This window comes from Dactylosporangium salmoneum (assembly GCF_039532525.1).
GTDB lineage: Bacteria > Actinomycetota > Actinomycetes > Mycobacteriales > Micromonosporaceae > Dactylosporangium > Dactylosporangium salmoneum.
Genome location: NZ_BAAARV010000004.1, coordinates 243,748 through 260,024 on the forward strand (window position 1 = coordinate 243,748; position 16,277 = coordinate 260,024).

The 16,277-nt window shown below is 72.4% G+C and carries 13 protein-coding genes and 1 pseudogene; 6 read left to right on the top strand and 8 right to left on the bottom strand.

The genetic code is table 11. The features are described 5' to 3' along the window. A pseudogene (locus ABD352_RS02070) lies at positions 1 to 319 on the bottom strand (M17 family peptidase N-terminal domain-containing protein); the annotation flags it as partial. A gap of 129 nt (positions 320 to 448) precedes the next feature. On the opposite strand from ABD352_RS02070, the gene gcvT reads away from it, so the two are divergent. Beyond that, complete coding sequence (gene gcvT, locus ABD352_RS02075; RefSeq protein WP_344610441.1) at positions 449 to 1,540, top strand: glycine cleavage system aminomethyltransferase GcvT; 1,092 nt, start codon at positions 449 to 451, stop codon at positions 1,538 to 1,540. A 36-nt stretch (positions 1,541 to 1,576) separates the two neighbouring features. On the opposite strand, the gene cobS is transcribed toward gcvT, so the two are convergent. Further along, positions 1,577 to 2,320, bottom strand: coding sequence for an adenosylcobinamide-GDP ribazoletransferase (gene cobS / locus ABD352_RS02080; RefSeq protein WP_344610442.1), 744 nt, complete (start codon positions 2,318 to 2,320; stop codon positions 1,577 to 1,579). Continuing rightward, positions 2,308 to 4,050 carry a bifunctional adenosylcobinamide kinase/adenosylcobinamide-phosphate guanylyltransferase gene (locus tag ABD352_RS02085; protein ID WP_344610443.1) on the bottom strand — a complete coding sequence of 581 codons (1,743 nt, stop codon included), beginning with the start codon at positions 4,048 to 4,050 and terminating at the stop codon, positions 2,308 to 2,310. Before ABD352_RS02085 ends, cobS begins: the two co-directional genes overlap by 13 nt. Before the next feature lie 96 nt (positions 4,051 to 4,146). On the opposite strand from ABD352_RS02085, the gene ABD352_RS02090 reads away from it, so the two are divergent. Beyond that, on the top strand, positions 4,147 to 4,347 hold the full coding sequence (locus ABD352_RS02090) for a hypothetical protein (protein WP_344610444.1): 201 nt from the start codon (positions 4,147 to 4,149) through the stop codon (positions 4,345 to 4,347). A gap of 1 nt (position 4,348) precedes the next feature. After that, positions 4,349 to 5,143 (top strand): site-2 protease family protein, encoded by a 795-nt coding sequence (locus ABD352_RS02095; protein WP_344610445.1) that lies wholly within the window; start codon positions 4,349 to 4,351, stop codon positions 5,141 to 5,143. A 9-nt stretch (positions 5,144 to 5,152) separates the two neighbouring features. Here the strand turns inward: ABD352_RS02095 and ABD352_RS02100 are convergent, their stop codons facing one another. The 5 genes from ABD352_RS02100 to nadA all read right to left on the bottom strand — a co-directional run bounded on the left by ABD352_RS02100 (position 5,153) and on the right by nadA (position 13,186). Then, on the bottom strand, positions 5,153 to 6,151 hold the full coding sequence (locus tag ABD352_RS02100; RefSeq protein WP_344610446.1) for an aldo/keto reductase family protein: 999 nt from the start codon (positions 6,149 to 6,151) through the stop codon (positions 5,153 to 5,155). A 25-nt stretch (positions 6,152 to 6,176) separates the two neighbouring features. Then, positions 6,177 to 9,545: a WG repeat-containing protein gene (locus ABD352_RS02105; RefSeq protein WP_344610447.1), complete on the bottom strand. Its 3,369-nt coding sequence runs from the start codon at positions 9,543 to 9,545 to the stop codon at positions 6,177 to 6,179. A 160-nt stretch (positions 9,546 to 9,705) separates the two neighbouring features. Further along, positions 9,706 to 10,326 (bottom strand): DUF3043 domain-containing protein, encoded by a 621-nt coding sequence (locus tag ABD352_RS02110; protein WP_344610448.1) that lies wholly within the window; start codon positions 10,324 to 10,326, stop codon positions 9,706 to 9,708. A 102-nt stretch (positions 10,327 to 10,428) separates the two neighbouring features. Next, positions 10,429 to 11,772 carry a UDP-N-acetylglucosamine 1-carboxyvinyltransferase gene (gene murA, locus ABD352_RS02115; protein ID WP_425553439.1) on the bottom strand — a complete coding sequence of 448 codons (1,344 nt, stop codon included), beginning with the start codon at positions 11,770 to 11,772 and terminating at the stop codon, positions 10,429 to 10,431. A gap of 250 nt (positions 11,773 to 12,022) precedes the next feature. Further along, entirely contained in the window at positions 12,023 to 13,186 is a 1,164-nt protein-coding gene (gene nadA, locus ABD352_RS02120; protein WP_344610450.1) for a quinolinate synthase NadA, read from the bottom strand. Positions 13,187 to 13,477: 291 nt separating this feature from the next. Between nadA and ABD352_RS02125 the strand changes: the two genes are divergently transcribed. The 3 genes from ABD352_RS02125 (at position 13,478) to ABD352_RS02135 (ending at position 16,266) form a co-directional block, all read left to right on the top strand. Next, complete coding sequence (locus ABD352_RS02125) at positions 13,478 to 14,596, top strand: glycerate kinase family protein (protein WP_344610451.1); 1,119 nt, start codon at positions 13,478 to 13,480, stop codon at positions 14,594 to 14,596. A 175-nt stretch (positions 14,597 to 14,771) separates the two neighbouring features. Then, positions 14,772 to 15,140: a HesB/IscA family protein gene (locus tag ABD352_RS02130; protein WP_425553440.1), complete on the top strand. Its 369-nt coding sequence runs from the start codon at positions 14,772 to 14,774 to the stop codon at positions 15,138 to 15,140. Between the two features lie 145 nt (positions 15,141 to 15,285). Beyond that, entirely contained in the window at positions 15,286 to 16,266 is a 981-nt protein-coding gene (locus ABD352_RS02135) for a carbohydrate kinase family protein (protein WP_344610452.1), read from the top strand. Positions 16,267 to 16,277 lie beyond the last annotated feature (11 nt).

The window sequence follows — 16,277 nt, forward strand, 5'->3', positions numbered from 1 at the left end:
GCAGCGACTCGCCCGCCGGGGCCTGGGCCGGGTCCCCGGCGGGCGGAGCTCCCAGGCCGACCGCCACCACGAGCGGCGCGGGCACCGCCCCGAACGCGGCCAGCTTGGTCACCTCGCCGAGCGCGCCGGTCGCACCGAGCACCCGCAGGGTCTCGGCGAGCCCGCCGCCCGGCCGTTCGCTGAAGGCCGCGGCCACGCTCTCGGCGCCCGGGGCGAGCTGCAGCTTCGTGTCGCCGCCCTCCTCGGCGTAGAGCCCGATGACGACGGCGTCGGCGGCGAGGTCGGCTGGGTCGGTGTCGACCAGGGTCAGGGTGGTCACAGATGCTCCACATCACTCGTGGTTCGTGTGCGTTTTGTGGGCGGCCGGATTCACTATGGCTTTTCCGCAGCTTCAGCATGCCGCCGATTCGGGTGCAGGACACGATAACCAACGCGATAGGTTGCGGGCATGACGCAACCCTTGCGGCACCCCGCGCTGTATCACCGTCACACGGCGCTCGGTGCCAAGTTCGCGGCGTTCGGCGGCTGGGAGATGCCCCTCGAATACGCCGGCGGCGGCGTGCTCAAGGAGCACGCGGCCGTCCGCGAGGACGTAGGAGTGTTCGACGTGTCGCACCTGGGCAAGGCCCGGGTCCGGGGCCGCGGCGCCGCCAGTTTCGTCAACGCCTGCCTGAGTAACGACCTCGATCGGATCAGCGCCGGCCAGGCGCAGTACACCCTCTGCCTGGACGACGACGGTGGCGTGGTGGACGACCTCATCGCGTACCGGTTCGGCGACGACGACGTATTCCTCATCCCCAACGCGGCCAACACGGCGGAGGTGGTCCGCCGTCTGACCGCGGCCGCCCCGAACGGCATCAGCGTGGTCGACCAGCACGAGCTGTTCGCCGTCCTGGCCGTGCAGGGCCCCCGCTCGAAGCCCCTGCTGGACTCCCTGGGCCTGCCGACCGACCACGACTACATGAGCTTCACCGTGGCCGAGCACGCCGGCACCGACGTCGTCGTCTGCCGGACCGGCTACACCGGCGAGCACGGCTACGAGCTGGTCGTCCCGTCCCACGACGCCCACACCCTGTGGGACGCCATCGTCGAGGCGGGCGCCCGTCCCTGTGGCCTGGCCGCCCGCGACACCCTGCGCACCGAGATGGGCTACCCGCTGCACGGCCAGGACCTGTCGCTGGAGATCAGCCCCGTCCAGGCCCGCTCGGGCTGGGCCGTGGGCTGGTCGAAGCCCGCCTTCTGGGGCCGCGACGCCCTGCTGGCCGAGAAGGCCGAGGGCCCCCGCCGCCTGCTGTGGGGCATCGAGTCCCTGGACCGGGGCATCCCGCGCGCCCACATGACGGTCCTGTCGGGCGACACGGCCATCGGCGAGGTCACGAGCGGCACCTTCTCCCCGACCCGCAAGGTCGGCATCGGCCTGGCCCTGATCGACACGGCGGCCGGCGTCTCGGAGGGCGACGAGGTCGCGCTGGACGTCCGGGGCCGGCGCTCCGCCGTCCGCGTGGTGAAGCCCCCGTTCGTCACGTCCTCCGTCCGCTGATCCCGGGGTTGACGGGCGGCGCTGTGCCGCTGCCCGTCAACCCACCGCCAGCACGATCAGCGCCCCCGCCGTGGACAGCTCGACGGCCGCCCCGATCACGTCACCGGTGAGGCCGCCCAACCGCCGCCGGGCGTGGGTGGTCAGTCCCCAGGAGACGGCCACCGCCACCACGACGGCAAGCGGCCCCCGCCACGGGGAGGCCAGCGACGCCGCCCCGGCCGTGACCAATGTCACTGCGGCCAGCCACGCGAGCGGCACGGTGGAGGCCACCAGGGCGCCCATGCCCTCCGGGCGGGCCGCCGGCAGGCCCCGGCGGCAGGCCACCGTCGCCCCGAGCCGCCCCGCGGCGAACGCCGCCGCCGCGGTCGCCACGGAGCTCCAGAACGGCCGGGCCAGCAGCGAGGCCGCCGCGGCCGCGTCGATCAGCAGCACCGCCGCGATCGCCGCCACGCCGAACGGCCCGATGTCCGACTTTTTCATGATTTCGAGGGCCTTGTCGGAAGTGGCGTACGAGCCCAGCCCGTCCGCCGTGTCCGCCAGCCCGTCCACGTGCAGCCCGCGGGTCAGCAGCAGCGACAGGGCGACCAGCACGGCCGCCCCCAGCAGGGGAGTCGCCCCCGCCAGGACCAGCCCCCGGCCGGCCAGGCCCAGGACCAGCCCCAGGAGCGCGCCGGCGAGCGGCGCCAGGAGCATGGCGTGACGTACGGCCGGGCGGTCCAGACTCGACGCCCGGACCGGCGCGACCGTGAACAGGCTCAGGGCGAGCCTCAGGCCTCCCACGACGGCTTCACGTACGGCATCTCCGCCGTCGGCGAGTCGGCCACCACGCGCTGGATCTCCGCCTCGATGCGCTCCTGCTCGCTCAGCCCGTCCGCGGCCGGCGTGGGCTCGGCGACCCGGATCGGGGTGGCCGCGGCGATCGTCAGGGCCGTGTTGACCAGCGGCAGGGCGGTGAGCGCCGTCGCGCCCTCGCCCAGCGCGAGGCCCATCTGCAGGAACGGCACGGCGCCGAGGACGTCGGCGGCGAGCTTGACCGTCGGGTTCTCGCCGTGGTCGGGCATCAGCAGCCAGTGGCGGGTCTGGGCGCCGTAGTCGCGGGCCACGAGCGCGCCGGCGATGGCGACCGGGCCGTCCACCATGACCGGCAGGCGGCGGGAGGCGGCGCCGAGGATGGCGCCGGTGGCCACGGCGATGTCGCCGCCGCCGAGCATCGAGAGCATGACGTGCGGGGCGCGGCTGCGGGCGCGGATGCGGTGCCGGGCGTCGCGCACGGCGGCGACCTTGCGGATCCAGGCGGCGTCGTCGACGAAGCCGGAGGAGTCCACCACCCGGCCGAGCAGGGCGGCCGGCTCGGCGCCGGTGAGCACCGCCACGACGGCGGCCGCGGCGGCGTCCGAGCCCGCGCCGCAGGCGGCCAGGACCAGCATGTCGACGCCCTCGTTGGCGGCGGCGTCGGCGAGGCGCCAGCCCAGGGTCAGCGCGGCGTCCACGGAGGAGTCGTCCAGCGAGTCGTGCACCTCGGCCGGGCCGGCGTCCGGGCAGTCGATGGCCTGCACACTCGCCCCGGCGGTGGCGGCGAGCATGGCGATCGTGCCGGTGCCCTCGACCACCTCCTGGAGGCGGCGGTCGGCGGCCTCGGCCGTGTCCCCGGCGGCGAACCCGCCGGTGCGGTCGCCGCGCAGCACCAGCACCCGCGGACGCTGGAACGGGCGCGGGTCGGGGCGGCCCTGCACGCCGCCGGCGAAGCGCACGACCGGGGTGAGCCCGCCGAGGCCCGCGCCGTTGAGCCGCAGGGTCAGCAGCCGCTCGCCGGCCTCGTGGGCGGTCGACTCGTCCGGCAGCGGAAGTTCCATGCCGGGGGAGAAGGACAGGGCGTCGCCGCCGTCCGCCGTGGACAGCACCGTCCCCGCCCCGGCCGCCTCGAAGACGAACGGCTCGGCCATCGGCACCACGGGAGCGGGCCGCGGACCCTCCCCGCCGCCGAGCCACGAGATCTGGCCCGCCACGACCAGGCCCACGAAGTCGCAGGCGGCCGCCACGCGCTGGTTGAGCAGGCCGTTGGCGTCGGCGAAGGTGCGGCCCGAGGCGGTGGCCGGCAGCACGCCCAGGCCCACCTCCGGGCTCACGAGCACCAGCCGCGCGGCCGCGCACGAGCGCACCGCGTCGGCGAGGGCGCCGATCGGGCCGTCGGCGTACGACGGATCGGACCAGTCGCCGCCGTTGTCGTACACCGCGCTGAGCCACCCGCCGAGGTCGTCGACGAGGATCGTCTCCTCGGGCTTGGCCTCGGTCAGCAGCTGCGCCAGCCGCTCGGGCGCCCCGCCGATCTCCTCGGTCCGCCAGTCCGAAGGCCGGCGGGCCTGGTGCGCGGCGATGCGCGCCGTCCAGCCGCCGTCCGACGTGCTCTCCTGGGCGGTCGCGACGTACCGCACCACGCCGGCCCCGGCGACGAGCGCCTCAGCCGCTTCCGACTTTCCGGACCGGATTCCTCCGAGCACCAGCAACCGCATGCCCCGTACTTTAGAGGGACACCCGTGGCCGGAGTCGGCTCAGGGCCAGCGGGCCGATACGCTCGAAGTCTTTCCACTGGGAACAGGAGTGTGACCATGGCGTGGACGTGGCAGTTCGAAGACGCTGAGAGTAGGTCCGTGGATGGGCCCAACGAGGCGTTTTCCAGCCAGTCCGACGCGGAGTCGTGGCTCGGCCAAAGCTGGCGTGACCTGGTGGCCAAGGGCGCGACGACGGCGATCCTCACCGAGGACGACCGCACCGAGTACCGGATGAATCTGTTGCCGGCCGGGGGCTGAGGTGTCGTACTACGGGCAATTCGGCAGCCGGACCAGCCGGCTGCCCAAGGAGGCGTTCCGCCCGAGTGCGATCTTCCTCGGGCTGCTCGCGTTGCTGGTGGCCAGCGGCTGGATGGCGTTCGAGGGCTACGGCAACGCGCGGATCAACGTGTTCCTCTTCGTCGCCGCGGGCTGGACGATCTCGCTCTGCCTGCACGAGTACTCCCACGCGCTGGTCGCGTTCAAGGGCGGCGACCACGACATCGCGCATCGCGGGTACCTGACGCTCAACCCGTTGAAGTACACCCACCCCCTGCTGTCGATCGTGCTGCCCCTGGTCTTCGTCCTGATCGGCGGCATCGGCCTGCCCGGCGGCGCGGTCTGGGTCAACCACGGGGCCATCCGCAGCCGGTTCGTCGACAGCCTCATCAGCTTCGCCGGGCCCGCGATGAACCTGGTGCTGGCGATCCTGCTGGTGATGCCGTTCACCCTGGGCCTGGACACGTCCGGGCAGCCGGAGTTCTGGGCGGGGCTGGCGTTCCTGGCCTTCCTGCAGCTCACGGCCAGCGTGCTCAACTTCGTGCCGATGCCGGGCGTGGACGGCGGCAACCTCGTCTACCCGTGGCTGTCCCCGCAGTGGCAGCGCGGCTTCAACCACGTGGCGCCCTGGGGCATGCTGATCCTCATCGCGCTGCTGTGGTCGCCGCGGATCAACGTCTGGTTCTTCTCGGTCGTGTACGGCATAGGCGACCTGATAGGACTCCCGTCCTACCAGGCCGACTACGGCTACTCGCTGTTCCGGTTCTGGTCGTTCTAGCCCGGCGGGCTACGGCCGCGAGGCGGGGCTCTGCGTCAGCGCGGGGTCCCGCTGCACGACCGGCTCCAGCACCTCGTCGATCCGCTTGAGCAGCTCCGCGTCGAGCGTGAGCCCGGACGCCTTGACGTTGTCCTCGAGCTGCTCGGGCCGGGTGGCGCCGACGATCGCCGACGAGACGTTGGGGTTCTGCAGCACCCAGGCCACCCCGAGCTGCGCCATCGACAGCCCGGCCTGCTCGGCCAGCGGGCGCAGCTGCTGAACCGCCTCCAGCACATCGTCCTGGAGCAGCCGCGCGATGAAGCCGGCCCCCGACTTCTGGTCCGTCGCCCGCGAGCCCGCCGGCGCCGGCTGGCCCGGCTTGTACTTCCCGGTGAGCACCCCCTGCGCCAGCGGCGACCACACAATCTGCCCGATCCCGAGCTCCTCGCTGGCCGGCACGACCTCGGCCTCGATGACCCGGTACAGCGCCGAGTACTGCGGCTGGTTCGACACCAGCTGGATGCGCAGCTCCTTGGCCAGCGCCGCGGCGGCCCGGATCTCCTCGGCCCGCCACTCCGACACGCCGATGTACAGCGCCTTGCCGGCCCGGACCACGTCGGCGAACGCCTCCATGGTCTCCTCGAGCGGCGTGCTGTGGTCGTACCGGTGTGCCTGGTACAGGTCGACGTAGTCGGTCTGCAGCCGGCGCAGCGACCCGTCGATCGACTTCATGATGTGCTTGCGCGACAGGCCGCTGTCGTTGCGGCCGGGCCCGGTGCGCCAGAAGACCTTCGTGAAGATCTCCAGGCCGTCGCGGTTCTGGCCCTTCAGCGCGTCGCCGAGCACCACCTCGGCGCGCGTGCCCGCGTAGACGTCGGCGGTGTCGAAAGTCGTGATGCCGAGGTCGAGGGCGGTGTGCACGCACGCTGTGGCCTGCTCCGCCTCGACCTGCGAACCATGAGTGATCCAGTTGCCGTACGAGATCTCGCTGACGAGCAGACCGGAACGGCCGAGGTGTCGAAACTCCATGTCACGACCCTATGTCGGGCCGTTGCTACATCACCGGGCGGGTGTCGGCCAGCAGCCGGTCGATCTCGTCCGTGACGCCGATCCGGCTGGCGAAGGTGGCCTGGATGATGGTCCGCCCGCGCCGGTCCAGCGCGCCCCAGCGCTGGGCGTCGTCGACGATCAGGAACGCCACCGGGTGGATCATGATGGTGTGGTGCACCGGCGGCACCAGCACCCGCCCGGAGCGGTCCACCACGCCCTTGCGCCCGTCCAGCGACACGACGGCGAGGCCCTCGTCGCTGAAGCCGTCGATGTACCGCCCGTCGAGCAGCGCCGTGGCGAAGCCGTCGTACTGGAACTGGACCACGACCCGCCCGACGCTGTCGACCGCGCCCCAGTGCCGGCCGCGCCGCACCGCCGAGACGCCCCGGCGGAAGGGCCGCACGTCGTCGTACCCGGTGGAGATCAGCACGGTGTTGTTCTTGTCGATGGCGATCCACCGGGTGGTGCCGTCGCGCGACACCCAGGCCACGCCGTCGGAGAAGCTGCCCACGCCGATGTACCCGGCCTCGGGCTCGATCAGCACCCGGCCGCCGTCGTCGATGAGCTCCCAGTTCTGCGCGCCCTGCCGGTGCACCCAGGCCACGCCGTCGCGGAACGGCTGCACGTCGAGGTATCCGGGCCCGATGACGAAGTTGCCGTCGGCCTCGATGTACCCCCAGCGCTGGGTCTGCTCGTCGAACGCGGGGGAGGGCGCCTTGCGGATCTGCAGGATCTCGTCGCGGCTGCGGGGGTACGGCCCCCACCCCTTCTCGGCCACCCGCCGGAACACCGCGTCCAGGGCCAGCTCGGTCTGCGCGATGAGCTCAGGATCCTCCTCCTTGCGAAGGTCCAGCGCCCGCTCGAAGTGGTTGCAGGCCTCCATGTAGCGCCCCTGGTCGTAGGCGCACTTGCCGGCGTGCTGGTGCATGGTCGCCCGCAGCCGGTCCGGCAGCTCCGAGGAGTTGGCCAGCGTGAACAGCCGGTCGGCCTCCTCGAACTCCTCCCGCCACTGCAGCACGTGCGCCAGGCGGGCCTGCGCGATCGCGATGCGCCGCAGCTCGCCGGTCGCCTCCGCGTGCGCGAGCGCCAGCTTGCCGTCGGCGAACGCCTTGGGCAGGTCCCCGAGGATTCGCGACACCACCGCGCGGAGGCTGAGCAGCCGCGCCCGCGTCGGGTTGTCCGACACCCCGTTCAGCTTCGCCGTGAGCTGGTCGCGGATCTCGGTGACCCGTACCACCTCGTCCCCCTCGACCTGCTCGCGCAGCGTGTCGGGATCGAACCGCCAGACGAACGACGCCAGCACCTGCTCCGGGTCGGGCCCGGCGGCCGGCTCGGCCCGCGGCCCCGGCGGCGAGGTCGGCGCGATCGCCGCCAGCTCGGGCGGGAACCCCTCGGCACCCGGCCGCACGATGGGCAGGTACCCGGTCGCCTGCAGCCCGTCGACCCCGGCCCCGGTCAGCTGCGCGGAGCGATAGGCGCCCATGGAGTCCCCGGACGCCACCGACGGCGCCGGCGCCTCGCCGACCTCCACGAACTCGACGCGGATCCCAGGACCGGAGGACCCGGCGCTCGTACCGCCTGTGCTCACGCTTCCGCCCACCGCACCCGGATCGACCTCGGCAACTTCACCAGTGCCCTCGTCCCCCGAGGGCGCGCCGTGCGCGGCTTCCGCGCTCACGGGCGTTTCGTCCGCGTTCCCGCCGCCATCGCCGTCGGCGCCGCGCTCGGGCTCCTCGGCCGCATGACCGCCACGGGAGTGTGCCCCGCCGCCGACCGGCGCGTCCTGGGCATCGCTCGCGTGTGCCCCACCCATCGGCGCACCGCTCACGGGCGCGCCGCTGACTGGTGCGCCACTCACCGGCGCGGCGCTGACCGGCGCGTTGCGCGGCGGCTCGGGAGCCGCGGCCGCCGGCGCGGTCGGCTCGGCGTTGCCCGGCCCGGAGTCGATCGGTCGGTGGGGGATTTGCCCCGGGTTGTTCCGCCCCGGGGTGATCGGCCCGTAGACGACCGGACCGTACGTGACCGGACCGGGACCGCCGGGCGCCGAACTCACGGGCGCACTGCTCACGGGAGCGGCGCTCACCGGCGCCGAACTGACCGGTGCCGAGCTCACGGGCGCGGAGCTGACGGGCGCGGAGCTGACGGGCGCCGAACTGACGGGTGCCGAGCTGACCGGGGCCGAGCTCACGGGAGCGGCGCTGACCGGGGCGTTCTCGGGCGTACCGTAGACGCCCGGCGCCGCCCGGCCGACCGTGGCCCGCCCGGAGGAGCGCACCGGCGCCGCCGGCGGCCCGGCCTGCGGGTTCGCGGTCCGGGGATGCCCGGGATTGCTCCGCCGCACCCGCGGCACCTCGTCGGTCGGCTCGTCGAGCGCCCGGCTGCGCGGCCGCCCGTACGCGTTGCCCTGCGCCGGTCGCGCCGGGTAGCCGCCCGGTTCCGCGCCGCGCCCCGGCGGGTACCCGCGCGGATCGCCCCCGCGCTGGTCGCCGTAGTCCCGCCGGTCGGGGAACCCGCGGCCGTCGGTGAACTCGCGGCGGTCGTCGCGCTCGCGCGGGCCGCCGGGTTCGCGCCGGTCGGCGAATCCGCGGCCGTCGGTGAACTCGCGGCGGTCGTCGCGCTCGCGCGGGCCGCCGGGTTCGCGCCGGTCGGCGAATCCGCGGCCGTCGGTGAACTCGCGGCGGTCGTCCTGGTCGCCGCGCCGCTCGTCGTGCCTGCGGCCGTCGGGGAAGTCCCGGCCGTCGCCGTAGCCGCGCTGTTCACCGCGGCCGCGGGGGTCGCCGTGGTCCCGGCGGTCGTCGTAGCGGCGGTCGTCGTGGGCGCGCCGGTCGTCGTACCCGCGAGGCTCGTCGTGCCCGCGCCGGTCGTCATAGCCGCGGGGCTCGTCGTGGGCGCGCCGGTCGTCGTAACCGCGGGGCGCGTCGTAGCCACGCCGCTCGTCGTATCCACGCCGGTCGTCGTAGCCGCGGGGCGCGTCGTAGCCGCGGCGGTCGTCGTGGGGGCGCTGGTCGCCGTACCCCCGGCGATCCTCGTAGCCGCGGGGCTCGTCATAACCGCGCCGGTCGTCGTGGCCGCGGGGGCGATCGGGGGCGCGGCGATCGTCGTGGCCGCGCGGGGCGCCGTGGTCGCGCCGGTCGTCGTAGGCGCGGGGGTCGTCGTGCGGGCGGCGGTCGTCGTATCCGCGAGCGTCGTCGTATCCGCGGCCGCGCGAGTCGTATCCGCCCTGGTCAGGGGCCTGGCCGCGATGCTGGCCACGCCCGAGTCGGTCGGCCTCGTCGCGTCGCTGTTCCGGAACTCGCCCGCGGGGCACGGTCGGCACGGCCGCCCAGTTGGGCGCGGCGGTTCCCGGCTCTTCCCCCGGGTACTCGTCGCTCACAGCTTCGCTCTCCTCGCCACGCTCCGGCACCCATGCTGCACCGGCGCCCGCCACGCGCCTACCGGTGACGTTGTGGTCCGGTCGCGAAGGGAGACTACGGCTTGGAGCCCCTCCACCGCCACCGCCGCCGCCGAAACGTGTCCGGGCGGCCGACAGAGGATCAGATGGGCTGGCCGATCTTGACCTGCGGCTTCGGGTTGCGGATGAAACGGAACGAGATCGAGCGCATGACCGCGTAGAGGTACAGCGAGCCCATCTTGTCCTTGGCGTCCGGGAAACGCTGCTTGACCAGCTTCTTCACGGAGCGGGAGATCAGGAAGCCATCGACGAGGGTGGCCAGCAGCATCACGAAGAACAGCGCGTTGGCGGCGATGTAGATGCTCGGGTTCAGCGATCGGTTGAAGCCCACGATCATGACGAGGAACGTGGTGCCGAAGAAGAAGGTCCCGATCGTGCGGCGGGAGTCCACGATGTCGCGCACCAGGCGGCGGACCGGACCCTTGTCGCGGGCCAGCAGGAAGCGGTCGTCGCCGTTGGCCATGCCCTCGCGCGCCTCGAGGCGCTCCTGGCGCTGCTTCTCGCGCAGGCGCTTGGTGGCCTCCTTGCGGTTGGCCGCAGGCGGCTCGGGGACCCGGCGCCCAGCGATCACGCGCTTGGGCGTCTTCTGCCCCAGCTCTTCCTTGCTCGGGGTGTAGCCCTTCCTCGTCGCGGGCGTCTCGGGCTCGGAGACGGCGACGGAGGCTTCGGGCGCTTCTGGCTTACGGCGAAACAGCGACGGCACGACACGAAGGGTAGCCGACGCTGCGGAAGATCAGCAGCATCGGCTACCTCTCAGCCGATTTCTCTCAATGCGGCGGCCGGCTGGCCGTTACGCACCGTGCGTTCAGCCAAGCTCCACGTGGGCGCCCAGCGCGTTGAGCTTGCCCTCGAAGTCCTCGTAGCCGCGCTGGATGAGCTTCACGCCGTACACCCGGGAGGTGCCCTCGGCGGCCAGCGCCGCGATCAGGTGGCTGAAGCCAGCCCGCAGGTCGGGGATCACCAGGTCGGCCGCGTGCAGCTTGGACGGCCCGGCGATGACCGCCGAGTGCATGAAGTTGCGCCGGCCGAAGCGGCAGGGCGTGCCGCCCAGGCACTCGCGGTACGTCTGGATCGTCGCCCCCATCTGGTTGAGCGCCGCCGTGTAGCCCAGCCGCCGCTCGTACACCGTCTCGTGCACGATCGACAGGCCCCGGGCCTGGGTGAGCGCCACGACCATGGGCTGCTGCCAGTCGGTCATGAAGCCGGGGTGCACGTCGGTCTCCATGGCCACGGCCTTGAGCTCGCCGCCCGGGTGCCAGAAGCGGATGCCGCCCGTGCCCGGCGCGTCGTCGATCTCGAACGCCCCGCCGACCGAGGTGAAGAGGTTCAGGAACGTCATCATGTCGGCCTGCCGCGCGCCCTTGACGAACACGTCGCCGCGGGTGGCCAGCGCCGCCGCGGCCCAGCTGGCGGCCTCGATGCGGTCCGGGATCGGCCGGTGGCTGTAGCCGGTCAGGCGGGGCACGCCCTGGATCTCGATGACCCGGTCGGTGTGCACCTTGATGATCGCGCCCATCTTCTGCAGCACGCAGATGAGGTCGATGATCTCCGGCTCGACGGCGGCGTTGCGCAGCTCGGTGACGCCCTCGGCGCGCACCGCAGTCAGCAGGATCTGCTCGGTGGCGCCGACTGACGGGTACGGCAGCTCCAGCTTCGCGCCCTTGAGCCCGTCGGGCGCGGTGATGTCCATGCCCTTCTCGGACTTGTCCACGACCGCGCCGAACTCACGCAGCGCCTGGATGTGGAAGTCGATCGGCCGGCCGCCGATGTTGCAGCCGCCCAGGTCGGGGATGAACGCGTGGCCGAGGCGGTGCAGCAGCGGCCCGCAGAACAGGATCGGGATGCGGCTGGAGCCGGCGTGCACGTTGATCTCGTCGACGTTGGCCGACTCGACGTCGGACGTGTCGAAGACGAGCTCGCCGTCGAGCGCGCCGCGCGTGACCTTGACGCCGTGCAGCTCCAGCAGGCCGGTGACCACCTCGACGTCGCGGATCGCGGGGACGTCGTACAGCCGGCTCGGAGTCTCACCGAGCAGCGCGGCCACCATCGCCTTGGAGACAAGGTTCTTGGCACCGCGCACACGGAGCTCGCCGTTGAGCGGCGTGCCGCCGTGCACGGTGAGGACGTCACCGGCGTCGTAGTTGGTCACGGAACCCCTCCTGCAGGCAGGAAATAGAAGCAAGACGCTGACACAGCGTGACCGGAGCGCGGAATTCGCGCCGCATCGCCCGCGCAGCATATCCACATCTACTGCATGCAAAAGTCAGGCGCACGTCAGCCCTGGCACGAAGACGGGACTCGGACACAGATCACCACAGAGGGTGACGGCTCACTATGCGCTACGCAGACGCCGGCTCCCCCTCGGCGGGGGCGCCGGCGTCTCAGTCGAACGGGTGGTCCTACGGCAGCGCCAGCATCCGGTCGAGGGCGACCCGCGCGTAGTGCGCGGTCTGCGCGTCGACCGTGATCTGGTTGGGCACCCGCCCGGCGACGAGCTCCTCGAGCGCCCACACCAGGTGCGGCAGGTCGATCCGGTTCATCGTCGAGCAGTAGCAGACGTTGCGCTCCAGGAACATGATCTGCTTGTCCGGGTGCGCCAGCGCGAGCCGCCGGACCAGGTTGAGCTCGGTCCCGATCGCCCACGCCGAGCCGGCCGGCGCGTTGTCGATCATGCGGATGATGTACTCCGTGGAGCCCACGTAGTCGGCCGAGGTGACCACGTCGTGCCGGCACTCGGGGTGGACCAGCACGTTGACCCCCGGCACCCGGGAGCGCACGTCCTGCACGGCGTCGAGTGAGAACCGCCCGTGCACCGAGCAGTGCCCCCGCCAGAGGATCATCCTGGCCGCGAGGAGCTGCTCGTCGGTGAGCCCGCCGTTGGCCTTGTGCGGGTCGTAGAGCACGCAGTCGGAGAGCTCGAACCCGAGCTTGAGCACGGCGGTGTTGCGCCCGAGGTGCTGGTCGGGCAGGAAGAACACCTTGCTGCCCTGCTCGAACGACCACCGCAGCGCCGTCTCGGCGTTCGACGAGGTGCACACGACGCCGTCGTTGCGCCCGACGAACCCCTTGATGTCGGCCGAGGAGTTCATGTACGTCACCGGCACGACGTCCCCGGCGATCCCCAGCGCCGCGAACCGCTCCCAGGCCTTCTCGACCTGCGAGAGCACGGCCATGTCGGCCATCGAGCACCCGGCGGCCAGGTCGGGCAGGACGACCCGCTGCGCGTCGGAGGTGAGGATGTCCGCGCTCTCGGCCATGAAGTGCACGCCGCAGAACACGATGTACTCGGCCTCGGGCCGCGCCGCGGCCTCGCGCGCGAGCTTGAAGGAGTCACCGGTCACGTCGGCGAACTGGATCACCTCGTCGCGCTGGTAGTGGTGTCCCAGCACGAAGACGCGATCGCCGAGCGCGGCCTTGGCGGCACGGGCGCGCTCGACCAGCCCAGGGTCGCTGGGCGCGGGCAGGTCGCCGGGACACTCGACCCCTTTTTCGGTGTCGGGATCGGTGCCACGCCCCAGCAACAGCAGCGCGGTGGCGGTAGACGAAGGTTCATCCCAGGTCACGTCCTGATGGTCCCACGCTGCGTCGCGGCGGGAACTGTGACGTGCGCGATGACCGACCAAACCGGCATTGCGGATAAGTCGGGCGCTCCGCGCCACGACTTATCCGACTTTTCGCCCGCCGGGCGATTCGCACCCTGAGCCAGATATGCCGAGATGTCGCCACACCCGAAATTACGCCTGTCGGGGTATAAATCCGACATGTCGTGGCGCGCCAGCGCCCGACATGTCGGGAATCGACGCAACCGGGACCGCCCGGGGAGCGCGAGCGCGGGCGGCGCGCACAATGACCCAATGCGCGTGCTCGTGTGCCCCGACAAGTTTGCCGGCACGATCTCGGCCGTCGGCGTGGCCGAGGCGTTCGCCGAGGGCTGGCGGTCCGAGAAGCCCGGCGACGAGCTGGTGCTCCACCCGCTCTCCGACGGCGGCCCCGGCTTCGGGGAGGTGCTGGCCACGGCCCTTCCCGACGCCAAGCGCTTCGCCGTGCCGACCACCGACCCGCTCGGCCGCCCGGTCGAGGGCCACGTGCTGCTGGACGGCGAGACCGCGTACGTCGAGAGCGCCGAAGCCTGCGGCCTGCACCTCCTCGCCGAGGCGGAGCGTGATCCCAAACACACGACGACGTTCGGCCTCGGGTCGCTGGTCCTCGCCGCGCTGGAGGCCGGGGCCCGGGAGGTCGTCATCGGGCTCGGCGGCAGCGCGACCAACGACGGCGGGGCCGGCTTCCTCGCCGCAGTCGGGGCGGCGCCGCTGGACGCGGCCGGGTACGCGCTGCCGTACGGGGGAGCAGCCCTCGCCGGCGTCGCGGCGCTCGGCGGCGAGCCCCGGCTGCGCGGGGCCACGCTGGTCGCCGCCACCGACGTGGACAGCCCGCTGCTCGGCCTGCACGGGGCGAGCGCGGTGTACGGGCCGCAGAAGGGCGCCGGCCGCGAGGACGTGTTCGTGCTCGACGGGGCGCTGACCCGCTTCGCCGAGGTGCTGGGAGGGCTCCCGGGGGCGCCGGCCGGCCTCGCGGGCCTGCCGGGGGCGGGGGCGGCCGGCGGGCTCGGGGCGGCGATCCTCGCGGTCGGCGGGCGGGTCGAGTCCGGCATTGGGCTGGTCCGGCGGCTCACCGGGCTCGACGCCGAGCTGGAGGAGGCCGGGCTGGTGGTGACCGGGGAGGGCTCCTTCGACGAGCAGTCGCTGCGCGGGAAGGTCGTGGCCGGTGTGGCGAACGCCGCACGCGACCTCGGGGTGCCCTGCGTGGTGCTGGCCGGCCGGGTCGACGCGGGGCGCCGGGAGGCCGCCTCGATCGGTGTCACCGAGGCCCACAGCCTGGTGGAGCACTTCGGCAGCGTGGCCACGGCCCTCGCCCGCCCCGCCGACGGCCTGCGTGAGCTGGGCCGGCGCCTGGCGAGGCAGTGGAGCCGCTAGCCACAGGTCGTAGGGCCATACCCGCCGCGGGGTGCCGTGGGTGGGTCCGGGAACCGGAAAGCCCTGGCAGTGGAGCCGCTAGCAGAAACCGTGTCACTATGAGAGGGAATGCCATCGGAAGCCGGGGTGTTGGCTTCTGAAGGAACTGTAGACATCACCGCAGGGAGCTTTGATCGTGACCGCTTCGCAGCTTGCCGAGCCCGTTCAGACGGACAACCCGGCCGGCATCGGCCTCACCGCGGATGCCGCTCTCAAGGTGAAGGCGCTGCTCGAGCAGGAGGGCCGGGGCGACCTGCGGCTGCGCGTCGCGGTGCAGCCCGGCGGCTGCTCGGGCCTGCGCTACCAGCTGTTCTTCGACGAGCGCTCGCTCGACGGGGACAAGATCAGCACCTACGACGGCTTCGAGGTCGTCGTCGACCGCATGAGCGTGCCCTACCTCACCGGCGCGACGATCGACTTCGCCGACCGCATCGACGCCCAGGGCTTCACCATCGACAACCCCAACGCCCAGGGCTCGTGTGCCTGCGGCGACTCGTTCCACTAGGCCTCGGAACACCAAGCTCAAAGCACGCGAAACGGCCACTCGACCGAGGTCGGGTGGCCCTTTCGTTTGTAACGGGAAAGTAAAGGTTCGGGGGGTAGTCTGTTCAGGCTCGTTCACCCGCCGCCCGAATCCATCGAGGATTTCTATGAAGATCGCCGTCACCGGCTCGATCGCGACCGACCACCTGATGCACTTCCCGGGCCGCTTCGCCGAGCAGCTCCTGGCCGACCAGTTGCACAAGGTGTCGCTGTCGTTCCTCGTCGACGACCTCACGGTCCGTCGCGGTGGGATTGCCGCCAACATCGCCTTCGGCATGGGCCTGCTCGGCCTGCGCCCGATCCTGGTCGGCGCGGTCGGCGCCGACTTCGACGACTACCGCAGCTGGCTCACCCGCCACGGGGTGGACTGCGAGTCGATCTACGTCAGCGAGATCGCCCACACCGCCCGCTTCGTCTGCACCACCGACGACGACATGAACCAGATCGCCTCGTTCTACGCGGGCGCCATGTCCGAGGCCCGCAACATCGAGCTCTCCCCGGTCGCGAGCCGGGCCGCCGGCCTCGACCTGGTCATCATCGGCGCCAACGACCCGGTCGGCATGATCCGTCACACCGAGGAGTGCCGCGAGCTGGGCATCCCCTTCGCCGCCGACATCTCCCAGCAGCTGGCCTTCATGTCCGGCCCGGACATCGCCAAGCTCGTCGACGACGCCGCCTACCTGCTCACCAACGAATACGAGTTCGAGCTGCTGCAGTCCAAGACCGGCCTGACCACGGACGTGCTGCTGGACAAGGTCGACATCATCGTCACCACGCTCGGCAAGGACGGCGCGCTCATCCGCAGCCGCAGCCTCGACGCCGAGATCCGCGTCCCGGCGCTGCGCGGGGTGCAGAGCGTCGACCCGACCGGCGTCGGCGACGCGTTCCGGGCCGGCTTCTTCGCCGCCCTGTCGTGGGGCATGGGCCTGGAGCGGGCGGCCCAGGTCGGCTCGACGGTGGCGGCGCTGGTGCTCGAGACCGTCGGCCCCCAGGAGTACTCCATCCAGCGCGACGACTTCGCCAAGCGCATCGCCGTCACGTACGGCGACTCCGTCGCCGACGAGATCCGCGCCCACCTCCCCGCGTGATCAACGTATCC